Origin of the sequence: Reyranella massiliensis 521, assembly GCF_000312425.1 — a bacterium.
In the GTDB taxonomy this organism is placed as follows: Bacteria; Pseudomonadota; Alphaproteobacteria; order Reyranellales; family Reyranellaceae; genus Reyranella; species Reyranella massiliensis.
Genome location: NZ_HE997181.1, coordinates 293,278 through 316,030, shown reverse-complemented (window position 1 = coordinate 316,030; position 22,753 = coordinate 293,278). Strand labels below are relative to the sequence as shown.

Below are 22,753 nucleotides of genomic sequence, written 5' to 3'. Positions count from 1 at the left end.
GTTGACACTCCCCGGGCCGCTCTCTATCTCTGGTTGGGATGGCGGGCCGCAGGCCCGCCTAAGTCATTAGAATATCGAGGTTTTCATGCTGGGGGCGCTCGCCCGGAGCCTCTTCGGGACAGCCAATGACCGCATCGTCAAAGGCTTCGACAAGCCTGTGGCGAAAATCAACGCGCTTGAACCGGAGTTCTCCAAGCTTTCCGACGACGCCTTGCGCGCCAAGACCGTCGAGTTCCGCGAACGCCTCGCCAAGGGCGAAACGCTCGACGACATCCTCGTCGAAGCCTTCGCCACCGTACGCGAGGCGGCCAAGCGGACGCTCGGCCAACGCCACTTCGACGTCCAGCTCAAGGGCGGCATGGTCCTGCACGGCGGCAAGATCGCCGAGATGAAGACCGGCGAAGGTAAGACGCTGGTGGCAACCCTGCCGGTCTACCTCAACGCCCTCGAAGGCAAGGGCGTGCATGTCGTGACCGTGAACGACTACCTCGCCCGCCGCGACTCCGAGTGGATGGGCCGGGTCTACCGTTTCCTCGGCCTGACCGTCGGCGTGATCGTGCACGAACTGGACGACGAGCAACGCAAGGCCGCCTATGCCTGCGACGTCACGTACGGCACGAACAACGAGATCGGCTTCGACTATCTGCGCGACAACATGAAGTACCGCCAGGACGCCATGGTCCAGCGGCCCTTCAACTACGCGATCGTCGACGAAGTCGATTCGATCTTGATCGACGAGGCGCGCACGCCCCTGATCATCTCGGGCCCGGCCGAGGATTCCTCGGAGCTCTATCGCCGTGCCGACACGGTGATCCCGCGCCTCAAGGCCGAGCATTTCGAGAAGGACGAGAAGAACCGCACCGTCGTGCTGACCGATGCCGGCGTCGAGGCGGTCGAAGATATCCTGCGCAGCGACGGCCTGCTGCCCGAGGGCATCAGCCTCTACGCGCCAAACATGGTTTCGGTGCTGCATCATGTGACGCAGGCACTCCGCGCCCACAAGCTGTTCTCGCGGGACGTCGATTACATCGTCAAGGACGGCCAGGTCGTCATCATCGACGAGTTCACCGGCCGCATGATGGCCGGCCGCCGCTACTCCGAGGGCCTGCACCAGGCGCTCGAAGCCAAGGAACAGGTCGAGATCCAGCGCGAGAACCAGACGCTGGCCTCGATCACCTTCCAGAACCTCTTCCGCATGTACCCGAAGCTCGCCGGCATGACCGGCACGGCGCTGACGGAAGCCTCCGAGTTCGCCGAGATCTACAAGCTCGAAGTGGTCGAGATCCCGACCAACGTGCCGGTCGCCCGCAAGGATGCCGACGACGAGATCTACCGGACCCTGGGTGACAAGACGCGCGCCATCGTGAAGCTGATCGAGGAGTGCCGCGCGCGCCAGCAGCCGATGCTGGTGGGCACGGTGTCGATCGAGAAGTCCGAGGAACTCTCCGCCGCCCTCAAGAAGGCGGGCATCGCGCACAACGTGCTGAACGCCCGCTTCCACGATCAGGAAGCCCAGATTGTTGCCCAGGCAGGCCGCCCGGGCTCCGTCACCATCGCGACCAACATGGCCGGCCGCGGCACCGACATTCAGCTCGGCGGCAACCTCGACATGCTGGTGGCCCAGGCCGAAGCCGAACTCGTGACCAGGATCGCGGACGAGGCGCAGCGCAAGATCGAACTCGAACGCATCACCCAGGAGCTCAAAGCCCAGGTCGAGCGCGACCGCGAGTTGGTACGCGCCGCCGGCGGTCTCTACGTCGTCGGCACCGAGCGGCACGAGAGCCGCCGCATCGACAACCAGCTCCGTGGCCGTTCCGGCCGCCAGGGCGATCCAGGCGCCTCGAAGTTCTTCCTGTCCCTGGAAGACGACCTGATGCGCATCTTCGGCAACAACAAGGTGCTCGACTGGGTCCAGAAGAAGGGCATGGCCGACGATGAGGCGCTGACCCATCGCTGGCTCAACAAGGCGCTCGAGACGGCGCAGGGCAAGGTCGAAGCCCGCAACTTCGAGATCCGCAAGAACCTGCTGCGCTTCGACGACGTGATGAACGCCCAGCGCCAGGAGATCTACCGCGAGCGTATCGAGCTGATGGCCACCGAGGATGTCTCGGAAACCATCGCCGGCATGCGCCGCGACGTGGTCGACGCGGTGGTGAAGCGGACCGTCCCCGAAGACGTCTATGCCGAGCAGTGGAAGATCCCCGAGCTCAAGGAAGAGGTGAAGCGCATCTTCGGCCTCGACCTGCCGGTCGACGAATGGGCCAAGGAAGAAGGCATCGCCGACGAGGAGATCAAGTCGCGCCTCAACGAGGCGGTCGACCGCGTCTTCGCCCAGAAGGCTGCGCAGTACGGCCCCGATGTCTGGCGTCAGGTCGAGAAGAGCGTGCTGATGCAGATCTTCGACCAGAACTGGAAGGAGCACCTGCTGCACCTCGACCATCTGCGCCAAGGCATTGGTCTCCGCGCCTACGGCCAGAAGGATCCGCTGAACGAGTACAAGCGGGAGGCCTTCAATCTCTTCGAAGATTTGCTGACCGGGCTGCGCGAGCAGGTGGTGACGCTGCTGGCGACCCTGCAGATCCGCATGGAACCGCCGCCGATGCCGGAAATGCCGACGCAGATGCACGAGGTTCACGAGGACCCTGCGCTCGCGTCCTCGATGAGCGACGACCCCGCCTACGACCCGGCCGATCCGGACGGCGGCGGCGTGGCGACGTTGCAGCGGCCCCGCCAGGTGGCCAAGGGACCGGCCGACCCCAACGATCCCTCGACCTGGGGCAAGGTCTCGCGCAATGCCGCCTGCCCTTGCGGGTCGGGCAAGAAGTTCAAGCACTGTCATGGACGAGTATAAGATCGTTATTTTTCAATAACTTAACGATCTAAAACCTAACAATTTTTGTTAGGCACTTGTTATGCACTAGCGATAAGTGTTTGTTTGCTAGGCAAATGTTAGGCAAAAACTTTTGAACGTCGCGATACTTCGCTTCGCGGCTTTTGATGGGCTGGCGCTATCAATGCGCAGAGATTGCATCCATTTCGGTGACGTTTGGAATGGAGTGCAATTTGTTTGGCCAATAGGGTGATGGCGCTGTCGTTCCCTAGGACAGCTGCAAATCCGGTAGCACCCCACCGGATATCACTAAGGCAATGGCCGCCCCACACCCACCCACGATATGGGCGTGCCATTGCCACCTGGGACTTTCTAAATGGACGATGAGATTCGCCTAGAAGGCGGAAAGCTGGTGCTGTTTCGCCGCAACGGCATCTGGCAAGCGCGCATCGCTATCGGCAATCGACGATATCTATGGAAAAGCTTGAAGACAGCCAACGAAGCCGAGGCCACTCGGGCGGCCACCAAACTGTTCCATCGCACTGAGCACAAACTTGAAGAAGGTCTCCCCGTTCAATCGAGATCGCTTAGCAGTGTGCTCGAAGAATACGAAACCTATCGAGAGAACGACCACAAAATTGGCAAAGCCGCGAAACGTGGCTCAAGCATTAAGCACACGAGCCATTTCATGGTTCGACAGATCAAGCGCGTATCGAAGTTTTGGCACGAGTATGCTGGCAAGAAGTCCGTTGAGGCGGTCGACGACAAAGCACTGCGCGACTATATCCCGTGGCGGAAAGTCTACTACCACAAGAAAAAAGACATCCATCCGAACGCCAAACTCAATCCCACGGATAAGACGCTGCAGTGGGAACTGATGCTCATAAAGATGGTCCTCAAATACGCGAAGGACCGGAACTACTTAGGAAACAAGCCACTTCCTACATTCACATTCACGCCAAAGACCAAGCGTATTCGACCTCACTTTACAGCCAACGAGTTCCGCACACTTCGCTCAGCACTGCGCCGATGGGTCGACTCCACTGATAACCCGAATCGGAAAGCATCACGCCAGCTCCTGCATGATTACGTCCACGCGCTTGGTATGGCCGGGCTTCGTACTGGCGAAGCGAACAATCTTAGAATTCGAGATGTAGACGCGATCTCTGATATTGATGGCCGAGCAACAATCCAGCTGTACGTCCGCGGCAAGACAGGAACTCGAACTGTTCAGCCGCATATTGAATTAGGACCAATACTAAAGTCGATGATCGCCGGACGTGGTGACGTTCAGCCGAATGATTTGCTGTTTGTCATGCCGGACGGCGGCAAGATCATCACCCTCATCGACCAGTTCAACACGTTCCTCAAATACGTGGGCCTCACACATACCAACGAAGGGGCGAAGTACACGCTCTACAGCCTCCGTCACTATTACGCAGTTCGATCGCTCGGGCGTGCGGACATCTACTCAGTGGCACAGAACATGGGCACCAGCGTTCAGATGATTGAGCAGTACTATGGCAAACATGGCATCAGTCCGGAAAGAGCGCGAAGGCTAGCCGGCGAAGTGGGCGATGCCCAGCGAGCTCAAGATCCCGTCAAGAAGCGGAAGAAGCTCGGACCGAGAAGCATTTCCCAAGTGGCGCTGTTCGTCGCGTCCTTCATGCTGTGGTCAGAGTTGCAGCGTCAGTGCACTGCACAGCCGAATGAACGGCGAGCCTGGGTCGAGTACTACTTGGATGAAGACTATCGACGCTTTACCAAGGCTGATGTGGCTACTATCGATCAACTGGCATCTTCTCTCGATATTGTCGACGTAAAGCGTGCTGCCAAGAAATTTGGCTGGCTAGACTGGTTTAGCGCCAACAAGCATCACATCGACCGTCAGACGAAGCCGGCTGCGCCTCCAATTGAGTTGGCTAAACAGTCAGCGCAAAGCTGACAGGATCACAATCTAATTAGCTTGCACATTCTTGCCACGACGTTTCGAAGCACAGAGCGTGTGCGTGGATTGTCTTTGTCTTTTGAAGTGAGGCTGTGTTGAAGAAGATCAAGAATATGACACTCGATGAGTTGATCCGAACTGGAGCATCGATCAATGCCGAGATCGCGCTGCGTAGCGCCGTGGAGCGCAAGCTCATTCTCGATGCGCTCGCGAAATCCGTGCCAACAGCAAAGGCCGGCAATCGAGCCTCAAAGAGCGGGCACGCTCTCAAAGGGCGCAAGCTTCCGCCACTCTATCGTAATCCTGGAAATCGATCTGAAACATGGGCTGGTCGCGGCCACAAGCCGAGATGGCTCACTGCAGCGCTCAAACGTGGCAAGAGACTTGAGCACTTTGCGATCAAGTAGATGCAAATGAGAGTGATCCAGCTAGAGCGATCGGTCAGACCTAGTTGGCCGCCCTCCTGTTCCTCAACATCAAACCTTCATTCGGCGACAACATCTTCATCTCGTTAGTTCGTAGCGGGCGTCCCGCACAAGGCTTCACTTCAAGACGAGCGGTCCAGCATCGAACGAAGCTGGCATAGGGCACTCTGTTCAGATCAGTTGAAAGCCAGTAACTCCAATAACGGAGTACCGGCAACGATCGCGGCTCCGACTACGGCCAGAGCGATCACAGACCAACCCGCCATCTTCAATAGCGAGATCACTTCAAATCGGAGCGCCCGGCGGCGCATCGCGCGTGGCGCCACTCGTGGCCCTTATTACCTTCTTAAACTCAATGCCGTCCCAGCCGGCTTGTCTAGCGGGCTGCGGGCTTCTTCTTTGAACGAATTTTGGAGGGTCGCCGACCGGCCGGTAGTGGCCTTGGTGGCTTCTCCCCTGGAGCTGGCTCTACGACTAAATCCGCCAATCGAATCCCCAATGCTTTAGACAACCGTTCCAGTCGGTCAACACTCACATTGACCTCACCACGTTCCAGGCGTGCCAAGTAAACAGGATGGCTGTCGGCTGCGTCGGCAAGGTCCTCAATCGTCAGCAGCTTGCTAACGCGCAAGCGTCGCAAATTCCAGCCGACAATCCTCCTCGCCTTCATCCAGTGAAGGCAACAGGTTGCTCACCTTTATTACAGAATATATATGTTTCTTATTAATATCCTCGAGGGGGCACTACTTCCAATGAAATCAACACTCGGCATTGGTGTTTCGCTTGTTGTGATGGCCTTTTCACCAGGCATCAACGCTCAGACTGCACCATCCTGTCAGCGTTATGCCGTTACGCCCTTGAGCACGGAGATCGACTTGCTTGCCGACCCGATGCCCACCTTCGAGACAGGACAGGTTCTCCCGTCCTTTGGAGCCTTCGCGGTCAAGCTAAAGCCGGCAAAGAGCGTCGTTTACCCCTACAAATCCCCCAACGATCACGATGCTGGCATGGGAGCTGTCCTCGCTATCGAGTACGGCCCCACCGCAAGATATCGGGTTGCTCTGTCGGCCAATGCCCAATTCGATGTCATCCAGGAGAACGTTCGCCAACCCGTCAAAGAAGTTCGAGAGGATCAAGACTGTCCTGGCATTAGCCACAACTTTGATGTGCAGCTGACGGCAGGACCAATTGTTCTTCAATTCAGTGGGGCGAATGTTGAGCTACTCAAGGTCTTGATCACTCCGCTCCCCGCAGATGGGGCCGAGGTTCCCAATCCAGTCAGCACTGCCGCCGCTCAATAGATCGCGCGGCTGACATGAAACTCGCTCTTTCTACATCAACCATCATGCTGTGGCTGATAGTTTCAGCCTCTGCTCAAACACCAAGCCCCTTCATCGGCTCGTGGTGCGCCCTTGCGCCGGGTGGCTCCCTTTCCAAGCTCGACATTCACCGTGTCGACGGGCAGGCAGCCACAGGCCACTACAATTACAATGGCTTGCCGACACAACTGGACGAACCGATCACAGGCGTCATTGCCGATGGTGTCTTCCGTGCACGGATCGGCAACATCAGCTGGACGCTGACCCGTAAAGGAAGCGCGCTGGAGGGCACGGCCGCCAACAACCGCACGGGCGTGACTCATTTCATGCAGCTGAAGTCCTGCTAAGCCACGATCGGTGGTGCTCTTCGCGGTCCTGCTGCTTGGAATTCCAGTCCTGCTCGTCGAGCTGTTGGACTGGCGATACCCACTCCTCTTCTGGACCGTCTTGTTTGCGGGCAGCGGCATTCTCAAGCTGCTCGGTCTGGGCTTCTAGACCACCATGTACACGGTCTCGGAGCTCGTGGTTGCCGGTGGGGGGATTACCGTTCTTGGCGGTTGCACGGGATTGGTCCTCGGACTGCCGGGTGCATGGCGCTGGGGGCGCAATGCCTTCTTCAGCCTCGGTATGTACATGTTTTTCCTGGCATGGCTGCAGCTGATCAGCTTCGATGGCAGTTGGCCCTTGGATCAGCCGCCCGACAAGGGTATCGCGGCCAGACGCACCAAGGCGGAAGCAGCCAAGCTGGAAGCACATCTTGGCGCTTTCGACACCATGACCAAGCAGGACTGGGACGACTACCACCGTTGTAAGGATCTAAACGTCTGCGTCAGGCTGTTTCAGGGTCAACGGACAGAGCCGGGAACGTCAACGCCCCCGGCCGCTCCTGGTCATTCCCTGCCAACCGTCGAGACACGCTGCGTCGTGATGGACGGCGTCTTACGGTGTCACGACTACATTAGGCGTTAGTCGTCTCTCCGTTGCGTCCCTCAGCGCCCAATCAGTCTTTCACCGCGTCCTCTGGCACCTAGTTCACCTAGCGATATTGGTCACCACCTTGCCCCGATAGTTTTTCCGCTCTTCGTACTTGCTGAGGAGCGTTAGATGCATCCATGTGACCAATGGCTTTCGCCCATACCATAGGCAGCGGACGACCGCGCGCTGCTTACCCCGCAGTATGCGTATTGGATTTTCAATGTCGTCCAGCTGGAACACCCCTCCCTCGACAACTGCCCGCCGTATTGTCGCTTTCGGAACGTAGATACACCGCGCCCCCGGCGTAGCTGGCCCCCACTCGATAACTGTTGCTTTCGGATCCGTAAGCCTGATTCCTGTCCAATCAGTATTGTACTTCTTCAACATCTATCCCCTTCACCTCAGCTCAGATCGACAATCTGCACTGAAGCCTACCGAAATCAGAAAGGTCAATCTCCGCAGCTACGGCAAATGATCGAAATACTGGCCCCAATGAACGGCTCACCCACTAAATCGGCCGCGTCCGACTTCGAAATTGCTAGCTTCTCTAATGTCGAACCCGGTCGTCGACAGGCGCGGTGTCGTGATTCTCGGTGTCCCGCTATGAAACGAATATCAGGCCCTGGCCGCAGACGTACGAAGACGTTGCAGTAATTTGCCCGTTTCGGCCTTCTGCTGCTCCAGCCATCTCAGATAGCTCTTGTACTCGCTATTCAAGACCTTGAAGTCGAACTTCGGGCGCCGAATGTCTGGGGCCAAGGGATCGAGGGATGGAAACTTCCCTCGCGCCGCATTCTCAGCGAGAAGATAGGCACGATGGAGTTGTCGACTCGTCATTATTTCATTCAGTCTTCGCATGTGGCGGTCGGCCGAGCGCGGAACGCCTTCAGTCGCCAAATGAGCGCGCGAGACTTTCGCTCTATTGCCGATAACGAAGAGGCGAGCACTCGGTAAAGCGGCGCGGGCCCGCACAATCTTCCGCGCGTTGTCGACTGTTTGTTTACGAAGCTTATTGCGAATGAGCCGAAAAGGCGCAACGGCAGTCGGTTGTTCAAATGCCTCCGAGGCCGCTTTCAACAGCATCCGGACCATCCTTTGCATCGTTGCCTTATCATTCACGATCGGCAACGCCGCGATAACAAAGGCCGCTTTGCCTTGCGCCGGCCGATCTACTTCAAGCCAGTCAGCTGCTGCCGCTTGAACTGCTTGTAAGTGATCATCGTCCACCGTATCTCGACGCCCCATGCGTAAGAGAACCTTGGGTTCGGACTTCACGTTGACCCCAAACTGAAACTGGGCGGTGGCGATCCACCACTCCCAAAAGTACGTCCGCGATACATCTCCAAACGCCGAGTACGTTTGCTCCACGAGATCGAAATCTCTCGGTAGATCGACAGATTTCCGCTTCAACACTCCCATCCTGAGGAGGCGGGCCAGCCGATAACTAGGGCTGACCTGCAGAAAATTGAAGAACTGAGAATATCGCCAGTCAGCGCCAATCGCGCGTTCATGCCGACGCTGACTCAATAGAAGCGCCGCTCGGGATCCAAGCTTAGTCATGTTCGGATGTTAACCCAAATACCTCACTACAAACACAGTGGGCATCAATTCAGATAGCACCCCGTATCCTTGCGACTGGGTGAACGGGCCAATCCCGCACCGTCGGCACAATTCCGTGCCGTCACTTGCAATGGAGACGTTGACTATGACTAAGCCAAACTCAAACAGCCGCGCTACTCAGACTGTCACCGCTGACGCGATCCAGCGTGACATCGATGCAGCCATCAGCTGCCACAACACTTCAAAGGGCCAAGCCGCCGAGGCCGTCGCCCATGCCTTGCTGGCCTGGCGCGCCGCGCAGGGCCCGAATGCAACGCCGAAGGCGAAAGCGTGGGCCGACGCCGAGATTGCCAAGCGGAATCTAGCGATTGATCAGCGCAACGAAGAATTTCGCAAGGCAAAGAGCAAGGAGCGCTTGGTCCGTGTCGACATGAAGGAAACCGCTGCTCGCTTCACGAAGTGGATCAAGTTCGTCTTTAACTTTCAGCAAGTATCACAAGCGTCGCTCGTTTCGCGATACTCAACTGTAATCGAATGGGCCGATTGGAAATTCAAGGATCGACAGATTCACGCGGTGTCCGAGATCACCGACGCGATCAACGCGGCCGGCGGATTTGAGGAAGTATTGTCCCTGAAGCGCGGTAAGCAACCCAAGCCTGCGGCCAATGACAATCAGGAGCTTGCCAAGAAGGTACTTACTCAGATCAAGGCCTCTGCGACGAGTAGTCCATCCGTAAGCACCTATTCAACCGCGATTGACGGAGCCGACAAACTGGTCGTGTCCTTGGGCCGAAGCAATAATGGCAAAGTCGAAGTTGTCAGCACTGTACCACTGCCCACCGAGGGAGCGGACCACGTGCTATGGCTGTTCGAAGAAGATCTTGGGCCTAAGGTGCCGGAAACTACGGCCTTTGTTGCGCAAGTGCTCGAACTTGCTGACCTCGTCACCGAAGGACGGGCTACTCGACACAAGGAAGACGGCATTTCCGCTGGAAAGCCGCTCAAGGAAGAGCGTGTCCTCACGCTTGCCGCGGTGGGCAACACCGTCATCCTCGGGGCATCGGCTCGTCATGCTGACGCCAGCGTCGTACTCGAAGCGCAGCCTACGTCTGCTCAGATCAAGCTCGACGCTCCAACGCAGTGCATGGTCATGCAACGACACGATCATAAGGTGCTCGCGGAAGTGCTTCGGGGTCGAAGCACCCGTGCGCTAGTAACTCTCAGCGCCAACGTTGATGCAACGCGCGGTTCGCTCACATGGACGACGACGCCAGAAGTAGGTGACGCCAATACCTATACTTGGCAACCGATAGCCAATCACACCCATAAGCCGCTCACAACCGACGGCTTCGTCGCCAGCTTCTCGATCGACGTCAAGGCCGCGGACATTGCAAAGCTACTCAACGAACGTCTGGTGGTGTGGGAAAAAATGGAGAGGAGTGCTCCCAAGTCTACGAAAACAACGCGCGTATCCAAGCGGCATTCGAGAAAGGAGATCACGCTGACATTCACTCAGGATGCGCTCCGATACTCTATGGAAGCTGACACTGATCTCGCTCTTCCGACAACAGGTACAGTCGCATCTCCCGTTGCACTGAAGTTCCGACCTCGCGACGCTCTCACACTTATGCGCAAGCTCAAAGATCAGAAAGCAACCGCGTTCAAATTATCCGGAGATGTCGGGGGAATGCTTCGCGTGTCATGGTCCGACCACCTCGGCACGTACAAGATCTACCAGCCCACCGTTAACCGTAATGGCGATCTGGAGACGAAGCGCCTAGTCGCCATGACGCCTCCTGCCGTAGCCCCGCTAGCCGCCTAAGCGTCAAGGAAGGGGGCCTTAGTGCCCCCTTCTCTTTCTTCTCCCGCTCTTCTCTGAGGACACATCTATCATGGATACGCTAATGCACTGCCCCGCCAGCGGGCATTACCCAATCGTCCCCAACCACATCGCCATCGATCCAACGCCCAAGGATCAAGCAATCTATGTTCCGTCTGTAACGCCAGGATATTCGCGGGACGTGCACTCGCAAACGAACTTTACAAGGAAGCTGCCGGCCGGACTGCACGTCGCTGATTTGAACTTTCTCGATCCCAACAACAGGCTGTTCCGAGTCAGCCATGTGATGAGTTCAGCTGGGCAAGCCCTTAATCAAAAGGCCCCCTGCATCATCACGACACGCGATCGAAAGAACACACTCCTTATCTGCGATTCTGGCGGCTACCAAATCGCTAGTGGCCGACTTCGAATTGGTGGCGATGGCGATCGTTTGGCAATCCTGCGTTGGATGGAGCGGCACGCTGACTATGCAATGACGCTGGACGTCCCAACGGGGCCGCTTTCGAACCCCAACTACGCATTCAGCTCGTTCCAAGATTGCCTCAGCACGACACTCGGTCACTTAGCATTCTTTCGGCGCAACCGATCACCCGGAAAGGTAAAGCTGCTGAATGTTTTGCAGGGTAATGATCCAGCTGAAAGCGACCAGTGGTACGATGCCGTTAAGCAGTATGAGTTCGAGGGCTGGGCATTTGCTGGCAAGCTCCGCCATAGCATGTACCATTTCTGCAAGCGCATCCTGCAGATGGCTGACGAGGGCCAGCTTCAATCCAAAAGCTGGATCCACGTGCTGGGTACAGCTGAACTTGATACTGCAGTGCTACTGACCGCACTCCAACGGACAATCAACAAGCATATCAATCCGAACCTTCGGATCAGCTTCGATACGTCCAGTCCATTCCGACTTCTGGCATTCAATCAAGTCTACTTTCTGCCAGGATTCGATAAGAACAACCTCATTACGATGCCATCGCGGGCTGCACCGAATGGTGTCCAGTATGTCAACTCCCCCGTGCGATGGCCGTGGCCTAGTCCATTAGGGGACAGAATGGTGATGGGCGACTTTTGTGTCTCCATGCCGCCCACACATAGCGGTTACCGGGATGTTCAAAGTTACCACTACTTAGCTCATCACAATTTGGCGGCACTATGCTGGGGCGTAGCCATGGCGAACCGTGTTTTTGACGCAGAAGCGATCACGCGCCAACACACGATAGCGACTTCTGTCGGGGCAGCCGTCGAAGCCATCGAGAAGGTCATCGGTTCGGGCAGCATGCAAACCCTACAGGCGCATCAAACGACCTTCAGTCGCCTCCGGCACGGGCTTGTTTACGACATCGCCAACGACGCGGGCGATGAGGACGAACGAACATTTGAGACTGCCTACTAACAACGGCGCACGGCTTCCGGCCGAGTAACAACCTGCCGGAGGCCTATCTACCATTCTGAGTAATTCAATGCTTTTTTTGGAGTTGTTATTGTCATGACTGCAATTACGGTAAATCGGATCGGCACTTATCTCGAAACGAAGAGAGATATCGTTTCTGCCATCGAAGAAAAGCTACACCCACTCTTCAAAGGTCTAATGGTTGAACTAGAAGAGGCCGCTCGTGAGGTAGTGGGTCCGCGCGGTTCTGTGGATTGGTACTCGAAGATGATGAATGTGCTGCACGCTTTGGGCTCAGATTCGTCTCTCTATGGTCACGACTCCGGTACGCTCGTGACATTGCAGGGTATCTTGAAGGCTTATGTCGATGGCGCCGGCATTCGCCTATCGAGCACTTTCATGCATGAAAGTGGTATGGATCAAGACGAGGTGTGTTTCTCCTTCGACTGCGATCCCTGGCGTTTGTTGCTTCGCGCAGAGTTCGGTAGCACATACGAACTGAATACGGGAGCCTTCATCTGGGTTGCCCAGCCCAACGACGACAATGCCGGCGTTTACCTTAAGGAGCTGTATCACCTTGAGTTAGCCGATCTTCAGATTGTCCACGATACTTTTGCCGCCTACTGGAGTGGCGCTTTACTATGGGGAAAGATGCGGCGCCCCCATCTTGAGTAACTCAAGATCAGCATAGCCGAGGGCGGTGTGTGCGGAGGGTTTCGAACTTCTCTTCAGAGGGTAGTTTTTGAAGCACCAGGCCTTCGCACACGCCGCCTTCACTTTTTGCCACGGTTCCACAGCACCAAATTTTGGCGCCCTGCTTAACTGAGGTTGTTCGTCCAACCCCACACTAGGCGCCCTCGATTGAATGCTTAAACACCTGCTGAGCCCTCGGATTGAGCACGTTTTCTTCTCATTCTCGCGGCGTTAGCGGCTTTGACCTCGGCAGCATCGGCAAACTTGCGTGGTCGTCCGCGCCCTCTGCGTGGCGCAAGCACTTCATGTTCGATAATTTCGGATCCGGGCGCCTTGGACTGCACATACTCGCAGGCCGCCCTATCCGGCAATATGGCGCGCACCCGTTCCTGACGGTCTATCTGACGCGCGGCACTGCGAAACATCGATTGATAGACATTGCTATGATAGTACTCGCCGCGAATATCGTCGTCCGTGAAGCCTAGCCAGTTCAGGAACCGCCACTTCGCGGGGACGGGCAGCAAACTCGGCATGAACGCTACATTGCTGTAGTGGCTGTGCTCGTTCTTCCCGTGCTGGACGACGCTGATCTGCTTTGCGTGCCGGCCAAGTGTGCCCTTCCAGCCGCTGTTTGCGCAAAAGATGAAGTGGTCATCACCAAACTGCGCCCTGATCAGCCTCTCCAGCTCCCGCTGTGGCGTATCCGATGCGTTGCTGGATCGTCCGCCATTCTTTACCCAGGTGCTCCAATGCCTGATGTTCATACAGTGGAGCTCGATGCCAGTCCCGTTGTGCGAGTGCATTTGGAGAGTTGACATCACTGCATCATCGAGTACGAACTCGTTGCCGTCCTTGATCCATAGTTTATAGAGCAGGCGATCGGTGAAGCATGCACTGGCCATTGTGACATCCAGCCCCTCCCTCTCGAACCATGGCTGCTGCACTAGCAAGAACCTCAGCTCGGCTGCCTTTTCCCGTTCATCGACCAGGCTCGTTCTTCCAACGCCGCTGAGAACGGTCCTGTAGTTCTCGCACTCGACATAGACCTTCCATCTGTCTGGTAGTGCCAGGCAGCTCGTGACCGCCCCGACAACGCGATCTACGTCATCCAGGCCATCGCGCATTTGCTCCAGTGCCTTTCTCATCTTTCCGGCAACACGCACTTCGCTGAACATCTCGGAGGGAGTAACGAGCTCCAGGATATCGGTGATGACGGCATAGTTGCGCGGCAGCTTGAGCGACACGCACTGCACCGGGTCAAACAGCTCATCGACGTAGAATGTCCAGTCTTTGCGGCCAATCCAGTTTGTGCAGTCATTGAACGTCTTATGTGTCGTGAACAGCAGCGCAGGCCGATGGGTGCCGATTGATTTCAGAAGAGTGTCGAGGCCGGCGCTTACATTCTCGCACCCAGGCACGTCTCCGTGGACCCTGCGCACGTTGATCCGGCCATCCGCGATTCTCAGCGCATCCTGATACTTTTCTTCGATAACTTCCTTGGTCGGCAGGCTAATGTTCACCGGCCGCTTTTCTTGTATTGCCCGCTCAATTGCCGTTTGGACGATTGCCGTCGTCTTTCCGCTGCCGGCTACGGCATCAATCATTCCTATTGTCATTATTGCTGTCCTCCTTGTTTTGGCGGAGGAGCTTCTTGCGGGCGCGGTAGTCTCGCATGTATGCGGCCCACCTCACCCTATGCACATCACCAAGCCTTTCTCGATAGCGCGCTACATTCCGGCGATTTTGGCTTCGCCTGCGTTCTTTCCTCGCTTCGCTGATTGGGTTGTTAGCTCTCTCCATATGCTTACTTATGCCGATCTGACGCAGCGAAGAGCTATCTACTGATGAATTATTTTGGACGAGTGAGTTTCCGTTCCGTACAGTCTCATAGAGAGAGTGCGTTTTAATGCATAAAGCACTTATGCATTATTCTGCACATCTGATTGATGTGTACTGGATTCGGTTCCAGTAGCAACGCGATGAGAAGCACGTCGGGCTGTCGATCTCGATGCGCTTTAGCGCAGAGCAGATGACAGACACGACAGATCGCTGCATGGCGGCGATCTCCCAATCTCTCCTAATGTCGATAGAATGAAGCAGATCACTGGCACATGTTCCGTCAGGTCCCTTCTAGATGAAGCGGCTGCGCTGCGCTCATCCGGTGACGGAATAGTCGCTCATGCTCGCTTGCTCGCATTTCTCGACTAGTCCGTCACGAGGTTCTAATCGGCATTCCTCAGAAGGAGAGATCTACCCCTGTTCATCACTGAGGTACCGAAGCGAACTCGTCCTGCAAGAGACTGTACGGAGCCATTAAGGCACTTCGACAATTGGGGAATGAACCACTGGAAACGGCAAATATCCGCCAATGATCTCAAGGGGATATTTCCGCTGTTCCTGCTACCGGCTGCAGAACGCAACAACTGCGTAGAAAGAGGGAGTGCCGCCCTGCGTTGAAGTGGTGCGTGCCCCAACGCAGGCGATCGGGTACGTATTTCGATCGACACCAAGGATGTGCAGCTTGGTGCGCGGACCCTCTTCTTATAGCAGCATGCTTGTGCGCGCAGTTGCTGCTTTTGGCGGATGCAGCACGAATAAAGCCCCCTACAGCGCTGATCCGTGCCCTGCGCGCAGCAGCAGTAGCGGCCCACTCCGGATTTTGCTGTAGACGTCGTTTTGAGCACCTAGCAGCTGTCTTGTTACAAGATCACTCTATGCGCTGTGATCGAGCGATCTTCTGTGTCGGATCAAGACCCATCCGGCCGCGCTAGCAGCGTATGCCTCATACGCCCGAGAGCAACCGAACTTTTGGCAGGGACCCGTCAATCACCGGCCTGATTTCGGTAGGAATAGCACCTGCATGACCACAGTTTGCGCTCAGCACAAACACACGAGGAGACGTGCTATGAGCATCATGGCGAAACTCAACCTCACGCAGCTGAAGCGGCCCACCAGTAAGAGCCCGCTGGAGAAGCGGCGTGACAACCTGATCCAGAAGCTCGAAGAGCAGTCCAAGCTGGCCGAGCATGAGGCCAAGGGCACGAAGTACTCCGTCACCAAGAACGTCTGGACCCGCGACGATGCCGGCAACAAGACCCGCATCACTCGCGACAAGCTGATCAGGCCTTGGTACTTTGCCGACGGTCAGGGTGTGAGCCTCACCATCCGTTATGGGGCACGCGTGCTCGATCTCGGCAAGGGGCGTAAGGCCGTGTCTGTCCCGGCGGTGTCGGCCATTCCCGAAGTGATCGCGACCGTCATCACTGCTGTGAAGGCGGGCGAGCTGGATGCTGCGATGGATGCAGCCGTCCAGGCTGGAAAGGCGAAGTAGTCCCCACCGCGCTGATCGCGCGCCCTGCTTCGCCCTGGGCCAGCGCTGTGGGTCCCCCTGCAGCGCTGGTTTCATGACTATTCTCATGGTCAACCAGCCCCTGATGGGTCAGCCTTGCTGCACAGGTAGCCTCCATGCCCCCCATCACTGCCTCCCTGCTCTATGCCTTGGTCGAGTGCCCGCACAGGGTATGGCTGGACGCTACCGAGGACCCGGCCGAACGGGACGAGGTCAGTCCCTTTGTGGAACTGCTTTGGGAACGCGGATCAAAGTTCGAGCGGGAAACGATCCAGAAGCTGGACCTGCCGTTCACCGACCTGTCGGGGCTGTCTCCCGCTGAGCGGCAACGCGAGACGCTGGCAGCGATGCGGCGTGGGGACCAGCTGATCTATGGCGGCCGAATCGCTGCCGGTGACTTGCTGGGCCAGCCCGATCTCCTGCTCAAGGAGGGTGACGGATACCTTGCCGGAGACATCAAATCGGCGGCTGGCGAGGAAGGAGCCGACGAGGACGACCGTAAGCCCAAGAAGAAATACGCGGTTCAGCTGGCCCTCTATACCGACATCCTGGCCAAACTGAACTTTTCAGCAGGCCGGCGGGCCTTCGTTTGGGACATTCGCGGGGATCATGTCGACTACGAGTTCGACATCCCACAGGGCGTCCGCAATCCCCAGACCTTATGGCAGTTCTATAGTGCCTGCATTGCTAGCGCCCGGACCATACTGGCTGGCCATGAGCGCACCCTTCCTGCGTCCGCCTCAGGATGCAAGCTATGCCATTGGTATACGCATTGCCGCGAACAGGTACGGGCAACGGATGACCTGTCTCAAATCCCCGAGCTGGGACGGGCCAAGCGCGATGCCATGAAGGACGAGATTGCCACGGTGGCCGATCTCGCGGGCATCAATCCTGACGGCTTCATCAAAGGCAGCAAGACGCCGTTCAAGGGAATTGGCCCGACTTCACTGCGTAGGTTCCATGAGCGGGCGAAGCTGCTGAAGGCTCCCGATGCACGCCCCTATCTGACGCAAGCCGTTCGATTGCCCATCGCCGAGCGCGAGCTGCATTTCGATATCGAGGCCGATCCCATGCGGGATCACATCTATCTTCATGGCTTCGTCGTGCGGGATCGTGGCGTTGCCGACAGCCGGTTCGTTTCCTTCGTCGCCGAGCAGCCGACGCCGGATGCAGAACGGCAGGCATTTTCCGACGCGATGGCCTTCTTCAGGGCGTCCCCCAACGCAGCCATCTATGTCTACTCGCACTACGAGCGGACGACCTATCGTAAGCTGCAGCAGCGCTACCCTGATGTCGCTACGGTCGAAGAGATTGAGGCGCTGTTTGCTGAAGACCGCACCATCGATCTCTACAGAATCGTAAAGTCCTCGACGGAATGGCCCACCTGGGATCACTCGATCAAAACCCTGGCCAAGTACTTGGGCTTCAAATGGCGGGACACCAATCCATCAGGTGCCGCATCGATCGAGTGGTATGATCGCTTCGTCGAGACAGGCGATCGAGCGCTGCTGCAGCGCATTCTAGACTACAACGAAGACGACTGCCGGGCGATGATTGTGCTGCTGGATGGACTTCGCGCTCTTTAATCCGCTGCCCTCCGAAAGCAGAGGTCGTGAGTTCGACTCTTGCCGGGTCTGCCGTTAACTCATTGAAATATCGATGAACACGACTCGTGTGTTATCCACCGAGGGCGCACGTTCGCGCGGAACACCTCCTGGACCTTCGCGAGCCAGAGATCGTCAGCTCCAGCATCGATGCCTACTGAGGCAAGACGACTGAATGGGTGAAGTCCCGAAAGAAAACCTGACGGCGGCAGATTGTTGGAGTTTGCGGCGGAGATCACTGCTGTAACTCCAGTTGCTTGTTCAAGAACCCACTGAAAGTACACTCTTCCTAGGGTCCTCATTAACCAGCAGCGATCATCGGTACTTCTGAATGGGTCTCTCCGGCTACCTGCAGAGGACCTCAGACTCCATGGCGCTACGCAATCGAGAATGCGATTCGGGTGCGTAAGTACGTCACAATCAAATGGCAGTGTTACGCCGCAGCGGCACTGTCGTGATCCAATGATGCAGCTGCAATAATAGCCTTGAACTGACCCAGTATTTCACTGTGGTTCTGTGCGAGATAGCGTTCGACCTTCTTGTTTGCCACCAGCTTGGATAGATATCCGGTAGCGATGACGAGAGCGAGGACATCGTCGCCGTAGGTCGTGTCAACTGCCTTGAATTCCAGTTGGAGCGATTCCATCTCTCGCTCCATTCGCGCCATCTGCTCCGGGCTCATGCCCCGCAAACTCTTTGGTTGATCGGACTTCGCAAGGTCGGCTTGCCGAGTTCCTATGAGAAGAGCTTGGGCATAAGTGGCCGAGAAATTTCCCGTCGAGGTCATCAGTTCCGCGACCTCAATCTGGCGTAACGCTTTCATCTTGCGCAGCGCCTCAAAAGTGACGGCACTTACCTGATGATCCTTGAGCATTTCGACCACTTCGGGCTGTATGCCATCAAGCATGGTCCGTCGCCGCTTGATAAATTTGACATCCACGTCGAGTGCCCGGGCTAGCTTCTCCTCTGAAACACCTTTTTCTAGTGCTCGCACCAGCATGAAGTGTTCCTGAACGGTGGACAATCGATTCACTCGTTTGTTGTAAGTAAATGCCTCATCATCATCCGCGAGGAGACAAAGTGTTTCAGAGTCCCCTCGTTCGAGAAGGACCGAGTAGCGCAGATGCCCATCGAGAAGCAGGTATTGATTGCTGTCACCGCCCTGCGCAGCCACGACTATCGGCTCGATAACTCCGACCTCCGCGATAGACGTAGCAATGCGCCGATACCTGACGGATCTTCTTACTGTATCAGGGACTTGCTTCAGTGGCAGAATCGACGCGAGCGGCAATAGAATGACTTTGCTTGCGAAGGCGATACGGATGTCCGCCGGCATGGCTATCCTCCCGTTGCGGCAAATCGTTGCGACAGCGGCTTGGGCAAAGTGTCTAGAGACTCCGCCTGGAGCAACGACACAAATTGTTTCTCAACTAAGAGGTTCTTCAACGCGGTTGCTATGAAGAGCAAGCGTCGTTGTGCAAGCGTGGCCTTCTTGACTAGCAAGGTTTGGCGTTGTGTTTCTCTCCGATAGGCGCGCACCAAAGCGTCTGCGGTCACTCTTTTTGTTTGCTTCTGCGGCACAGTCTTACTGTGGATGCCCTTTCCCGTGACATTTCGCTGTTCGATGATCTTGCGGATTGCCAGGACTTGATTTCCAGGAAGCGTACCCCGCTCATATGCATCGGCGAGAGCCTCCTGCACTTCGCCGTCTTTTGCTCTCGATATCTCCATGGCGATTGTTGGAGGTAAGACACCCCGATCTATGCCAGCCAGCAGCCTATCTTCGCCATGATCCAAGAGGTAGCAAATGGCATATGCGTACTCTTGGCCGAATCCAGTCTTCTTGGCGATTTGAGCTATTGAGTATCCTCTCTTTTTGAGTGCTCCGACTTCCTGCATCAATTCGATAGGCGTGTGCTGTCGTCGCGCCATGTTTTCGGAAAGGCTCATCACGAAACAGTCGTCTCGTGAAGCCTCTATTACAATGGCCGGAATCTGCTCTTGGCCGAGCGCTACAAAAGCCTCTAGTCGACCTTGGCCACAGACCAGATTGTACGAATCGGCCCCCGCTTGACTCACCGTGATTGGCTTCTTCAACCCGAGCGTTGCAATGCTGTTTACCAATTCCTGAAAGATCTTCTTGTTGCGTGATCTCGGATTGAGAACGGTGATCGACGAAACGGCAATCATTCGGATTTCGCGCGCGGTTTCACTCATGCAACCTCCTGCAATATAGTTCGACTGCAAAGGTGAGAGAGACTGTCGAGCGTGTCGAAGCGGTAGCCGTCGAGAAAAACGCCGTTGTCCTCGGCGATCCTCAGCATCGCAGCTTGGAAATCGATACGAGGCAATAGGTAGTAGTCGAGAATCGCCTCGTTCGACGCATTCATCCGGATCGCTAGCGTTATGTCCGGAGACAATCCAGCATCGAACCGTACTTTCCACCGTAACGCTCCGCCTGGCGTCATCTGGGCTCGCACGACAACAACCGAAACCGTAAATTCTCGGTTGATGGTCAGTAGGTCTGTATCAGCGTCGCGTTGGATAACGCCCCCTACATTCTCGATATTCTTGATCGTCTCCGTGATCACATCGGCGTATACCGTGCGGAGTGCTCTATTGATCTCGATGTATGAATAGTCGTGCGCCGGCGTATATCCCACGAGCCGGTAGGCGCGAAGCAGTGAACCAAAGCGCTGCCGGTACACGGTGCTCGACGCTAGCTCTTCTTTTTCGTCGATGATCAATCCCGACAGTGTGCCCCGGTCCTTGAATAGGCTCCTTAGGCCAGTCAAGAGCTCTTCATCGGTAAGGTGTCGGCTGCGCTCCTCAATAATCTGCTGCGCTGCCCGAAACGTCACTTGATCGACTATCGCTTCAAATGCTCCGGGCATGCGGACCCACATGTCCGGCGAGTTTACTACCCGCTTCTGCCTCAGCTTAAAGGAGACACGATTGTAAACGTTGTTCCCGATGTACTTTTCATTAGTCAGAATCTGGTGAATCCCGGCACGGCTCCACGGCAGACCGTGCTCGTTTGCTATTCCTTCGTTGTTCAAAATTTCTGCAATCTGTGCTTCCTTGGATTGCTGTGAAACGAATAATCGATAGATACGGCGCACGGTTTCGATCTGATGCAGTTGCCCCGGCACGAGAATCACGCGATCTGTCTGAAGGCTTTTGCGTTCGCCTCGACTAAGAAGAGCCTTGGGGTTCCGATGCTCGTCGATAAGCTGCCTCCGGAGACCATATCCAGGTGGCCCACCCTGCCTAAAGCCCAATCTGATCAGGCGGCATTGACCGGCGAAAACTTTCGCGGAAAGCTCTCGGCTGTACTCGCCAGCCATAACACGCTTCACGCTCTTCAAGAGTGTGGCCGAGATACTTCCATCGTTGTCAAACTGCTCAGCACAATAGTGCACTGCGATCCCTGCGTTTCTGCAAAGGAATTCGTAGTGAGCACTTTCGTCGGCATCCTGGAAGCGGCCCCAACGGCTGACATCATAGACTAGGATCGCTCCGTAGTCCGCACGGCCAGATTGAACGTCTTCGATTAGAAGCTGCAGCGCTTCTCGACCATCCAAACGCAGACCACTCTTCCCATCATCAGAATACGTCCTACAGATCGTCAATCCTCGCGCAGCTGCATAGCGCGCAATTGCTTCCTCTTGGTTCGATGTTGAGTACTTCTGATGCTCCGTCGACATGCGGACGTACTGCGCAGCTCGCTCATCTCGCTCAGAACGCTGCTTATCGTCACGCCGCTGAAGATTTGGCTTTGACACCGGCTAGCACCTCACCGCTGTGTCCACAGGATCGATGAAGGGGGCGGAGATTTGTTGGGAGGCCCTTCTTACGAGGCGGCCCCATGTCGCCGATGTTGGATTGCCGAAAGATGTCGGTTTCGAGAAATTATTGAGACAGGCTGTTGATAGCCTTCAATTTCGGCTCTGACTCCAGAGTGTAGAAACCTCATGAAATGCACAAAACATTAGGTTTCACGCTAACCCACTGAGATCACTCGTACTTCTACAAGTGCCTTTCCGGTCGCTTTTTCAGAACACCAGACTTTACGCTGCTGCGCGTGAAATCATGAGATTTTGGAACTGCAGCACATGCCTAAAACAATGAGTAAGCGTCCGATCTTGGCAGCTTTGAGCTGACGTGGTGCGGCGCTAATAATGTGGGGCGATGCGCTCCCTCCGGCGCGCGTGTTCGCGCATCCGCTCATCTAAACACTAGTTGTCTCGGAGCCGTTCATCTTAGCCGAAGTAAGATGAAGTGATCTCAAGACGCCGCCCTTAGCTTAAACTTTACAGGTCAATCGGACCGCGAAGCAGCGCACTCGCACAATCATAGTGCCAGTTCGTCTTCCTGTTCGTCGCACAACGAACAAGGCGACAGCCCGGAGCATGCGGTATCTCTGCAGAATTGTAGAACACTGTGCGAGGCGACGTAGTACTTGTGGTCAGCCTCAAAAAGAGGGGCAAATAATCCTTTCCGCCCAAGAACACTATCGGTTCGCTAGAATTGGTGGGAAGCATCGACAGGTCTCTACCTATATCGCGTTGTCTTCTTCGCTTCCAAGCATCTGCCCTTGCCGAAAACGTAATGTCATACTGGGGCGTTAAGAAAGACGCTGATATCAGCCCCCAGCCCGCTGAGAGAATGAAAGTCTTATCAAATCCGAAGTGATTCCCGAGGCACTGGTAAGTTCTTTCTTTGTAGAGTTCAAGTGCCGGAAGAAGTGCCAGAGGGTTGTCTTGAGGCGTCTCGTTGTATCGCAACAGATACTCTCGCCAGGTCCCTCCGTGATCAGAAGG

At 56.2% G+C, this 22,753-nt stretch carries 17 protein-coding genes; 11 read left to right on the top strand and 6 right to left on the bottom strand.

Annotated features, from left to right (window positions below; translation table 11 throughout):
• The first annotated feature begins 85 nt into the window (after positions 1-85).
• The 3 genes from secA (at position 86) to BN60_RS29385 (ending at position 5,185) form a co-directional block, all read left to right on the top strand.
• On the top strand, positions 86-2,851 hold the full coding sequence (secA, locus tag BN60_RS01590) for a preprotein translocase subunit SecA (RefSeq protein WP_020694227.1): 2,766 nt from the start codon (positions 86-88) through the stop codon (positions 2,849-2,851).
• Between the two features lie 355 nt (positions 2,852-3,206).
• Positions 3,207-4,775: a site-specific integrase gene (locus BN60_RS01585; protein ID WP_020694226.1), complete on the top strand. Its 1,569-nt coding sequence runs from the start codon at positions 3,207-3,209 to the stop codon at positions 4,773-4,775.
• A gap of 98 nt (positions 4,776-4,873) precedes the next feature.
• On the top strand, positions 4,874-5,185 hold the full coding sequence (locus BN60_RS29385; protein WP_202949769.1) for an H-NS histone family protein: 312 nt from the start codon (positions 4,874-4,876) through the stop codon (positions 5,183-5,185).
• A 394-nt stretch (positions 5,186-5,579) separates the two neighbouring features.
• Here BN60_RS29385 and BN60_RS31770 read toward each other — a convergent pair whose 3' ends face one another.
• Complete coding sequence (locus BN60_RS31770) at positions 5,580-5,873, bottom strand: helix-turn-helix domain-containing protein (protein WP_083855907.1); 294 nt, start codon at positions 5,871-5,873, stop codon at positions 5,580-5,582.
• Positions 5,874-5,955: 82 nt separating this feature from the next.
• On the opposite strand from BN60_RS31770, the gene BN60_RS01580 reads away from it, so the two are divergent.
• The 3 genes from BN60_RS01580 (at position 5,956) to BN60_RS01570 (ending at position 7,491) form a co-directional block, all read left to right on the top strand.
• Positions 5,956-6,504, top strand: a complete 549-nt coding sequence (locus tag BN60_RS01580) for a hypothetical protein (RefSeq protein ID WP_148283304.1) — start codon at positions 5,956-5,958, stop codon at positions 6,502-6,504.
• Positions 6,505-6,518: 14 nt separating this feature from the next.
• The gene (locus BN60_RS01575; RefSeq protein WP_148283303.1) at positions 6,519-6,869 is read left to right on the top strand and encodes a hypothetical protein; all 351 of its coding nucleotides are present in this window, start codon (positions 6,519-6,521) and stop codon (positions 6,867-6,869) included.
• A gap of 154 nt (positions 6,870-7,023) precedes the next feature.
• On the top strand, positions 7,024-7,491 hold the full coding sequence (locus BN60_RS01570; RefSeq protein WP_020694222.1) for a hypothetical protein: 468 nt from the start codon (positions 7,024-7,026) through the stop codon (positions 7,489-7,491).
• Between the two features lie 621 nt (positions 7,492-8,112).
• Here the strand turns inward: BN60_RS01570 and BN60_RS01565 are convergent.
• Positions 8,113-8,907 carry a hypothetical protein gene (locus tag BN60_RS01565; protein WP_148283302.1) on the bottom strand — a complete coding sequence of 265 codons (795 nt, stop codon included), beginning with the start codon at positions 8,905-8,907 and terminating at the stop codon, positions 8,113-8,115.
• A gap of 295 nt (positions 8,908-9,202) precedes the next feature.
• Between BN60_RS01565 and BN60_RS01560 the strand changes: the two genes are divergently transcribed.
• The 3 genes from BN60_RS01560 to BN60_RS01550 all read left to right on the top strand — a co-directional run bounded on the left by BN60_RS01560 (position 9,203) and on the right by BN60_RS01550 (position 12,959).
• Positions 9,203-10,879, top strand: coding sequence for a hypothetical protein (locus BN60_RS01560; protein WP_020694220.1), 1,677 nt, complete (start codon positions 9,203-9,205; stop codon positions 10,877-10,879).
• A gap of 70 nt (positions 10,880-10,949) precedes the next feature.
• Positions 10,950-12,287 carry a hypothetical protein gene (locus BN60_RS01555; RefSeq protein WP_148283301.1) on the top strand — a complete coding sequence of 446 codons (1,338 nt, stop codon included), beginning with the start codon at positions 10,950-10,952 and terminating at the stop codon, positions 12,285-12,287.
• A gap of 93 nt (positions 12,288-12,380) precedes the next feature.
• Positions 12,381-12,959 (top strand): hypothetical protein, encoded by a 579-nt coding sequence (locus tag BN60_RS01550; RefSeq protein ID WP_020694218.1) that lies wholly within the window; start codon positions 12,381-12,383, stop codon positions 12,957-12,959.
• A gap of 194 nt (positions 12,960-13,153) precedes the next feature.
• On the opposite strand, the gene BN60_RS01545 is transcribed toward BN60_RS01550, so the two are convergent.
• Entirely contained in the window at positions 13,154-14,593 is a 1,440-nt protein-coding gene (locus BN60_RS01545; protein ID WP_215905876.1) for a DEAD/DEAH box helicase family protein, read from the bottom strand.
• 1,289 nt (positions 14,594-15,882) lie between these two features.
• Here BN60_RS01545 and BN60_RS01540 point away from each other — a divergent pair.
• Positions 15,883-16,308 (top strand): hypothetical protein, encoded by a 426-nt coding sequence (locus BN60_RS01540; RefSeq protein ID WP_020694216.1) that lies wholly within the window; start codon positions 15,883-15,885, stop codon positions 16,306-16,308.
• Positions 16,309-16,442: 134 nt separating this feature from the next.
• The gene (locus tag BN60_RS01535; RefSeq protein WP_020694215.1) at positions 16,443-17,912 is read left to right on the top strand and encodes a TM0106 family RecB-like putative nuclease; all 1,470 of its coding nucleotides are present in this window, start codon (positions 16,443-16,445) and stop codon (positions 17,910-17,912) included.
• A gap of 451 nt (positions 17,913-18,363) precedes the next feature.
• Here the strand turns inward: BN60_RS01535 and BN60_RS01530 are convergent, their stop codons facing one another.
• From BN60_RS01530 to BN60_RS01520, 3 genes are read right to left on the bottom strand one after another with little or no spacing between them, the layout of a single operon-like run.
• Positions 18,364-19,266 carry a plasmid partitioning protein RepB C-terminal domain-containing protein gene (locus BN60_RS01530; protein ID WP_020694214.1) on the bottom strand — a complete coding sequence of 301 codons (903 nt, stop codon included), beginning with the start codon at positions 19,264-19,266 and terminating at the stop codon, positions 18,364-18,366.
• A gap of 2 nt (positions 19,267-19,268) precedes the next feature.
• Positions 19,269-20,147: a plasmid partitioning protein RepB C-terminal domain-containing protein gene (locus tag BN60_RS01525; RefSeq protein WP_020694213.1), complete on the bottom strand. Its 879-nt coding sequence runs from the start codon at positions 20,145-20,147 to the stop codon at positions 19,269-19,271.
• Positions 20,144-21,715 (bottom strand): recombinase family protein, encoded by a 1,572-nt coding sequence (locus tag BN60_RS01520; protein ID WP_051150073.1) that lies wholly within the window; start codon positions 21,713-21,715, stop codon positions 20,144-20,146. The genes BN60_RS01525 and BN60_RS01520 overlap by 4 nt, the downstream gene beginning before the upstream one ends.
• Positions 21,716-22,753 lie beyond the last annotated feature (1,038 nt).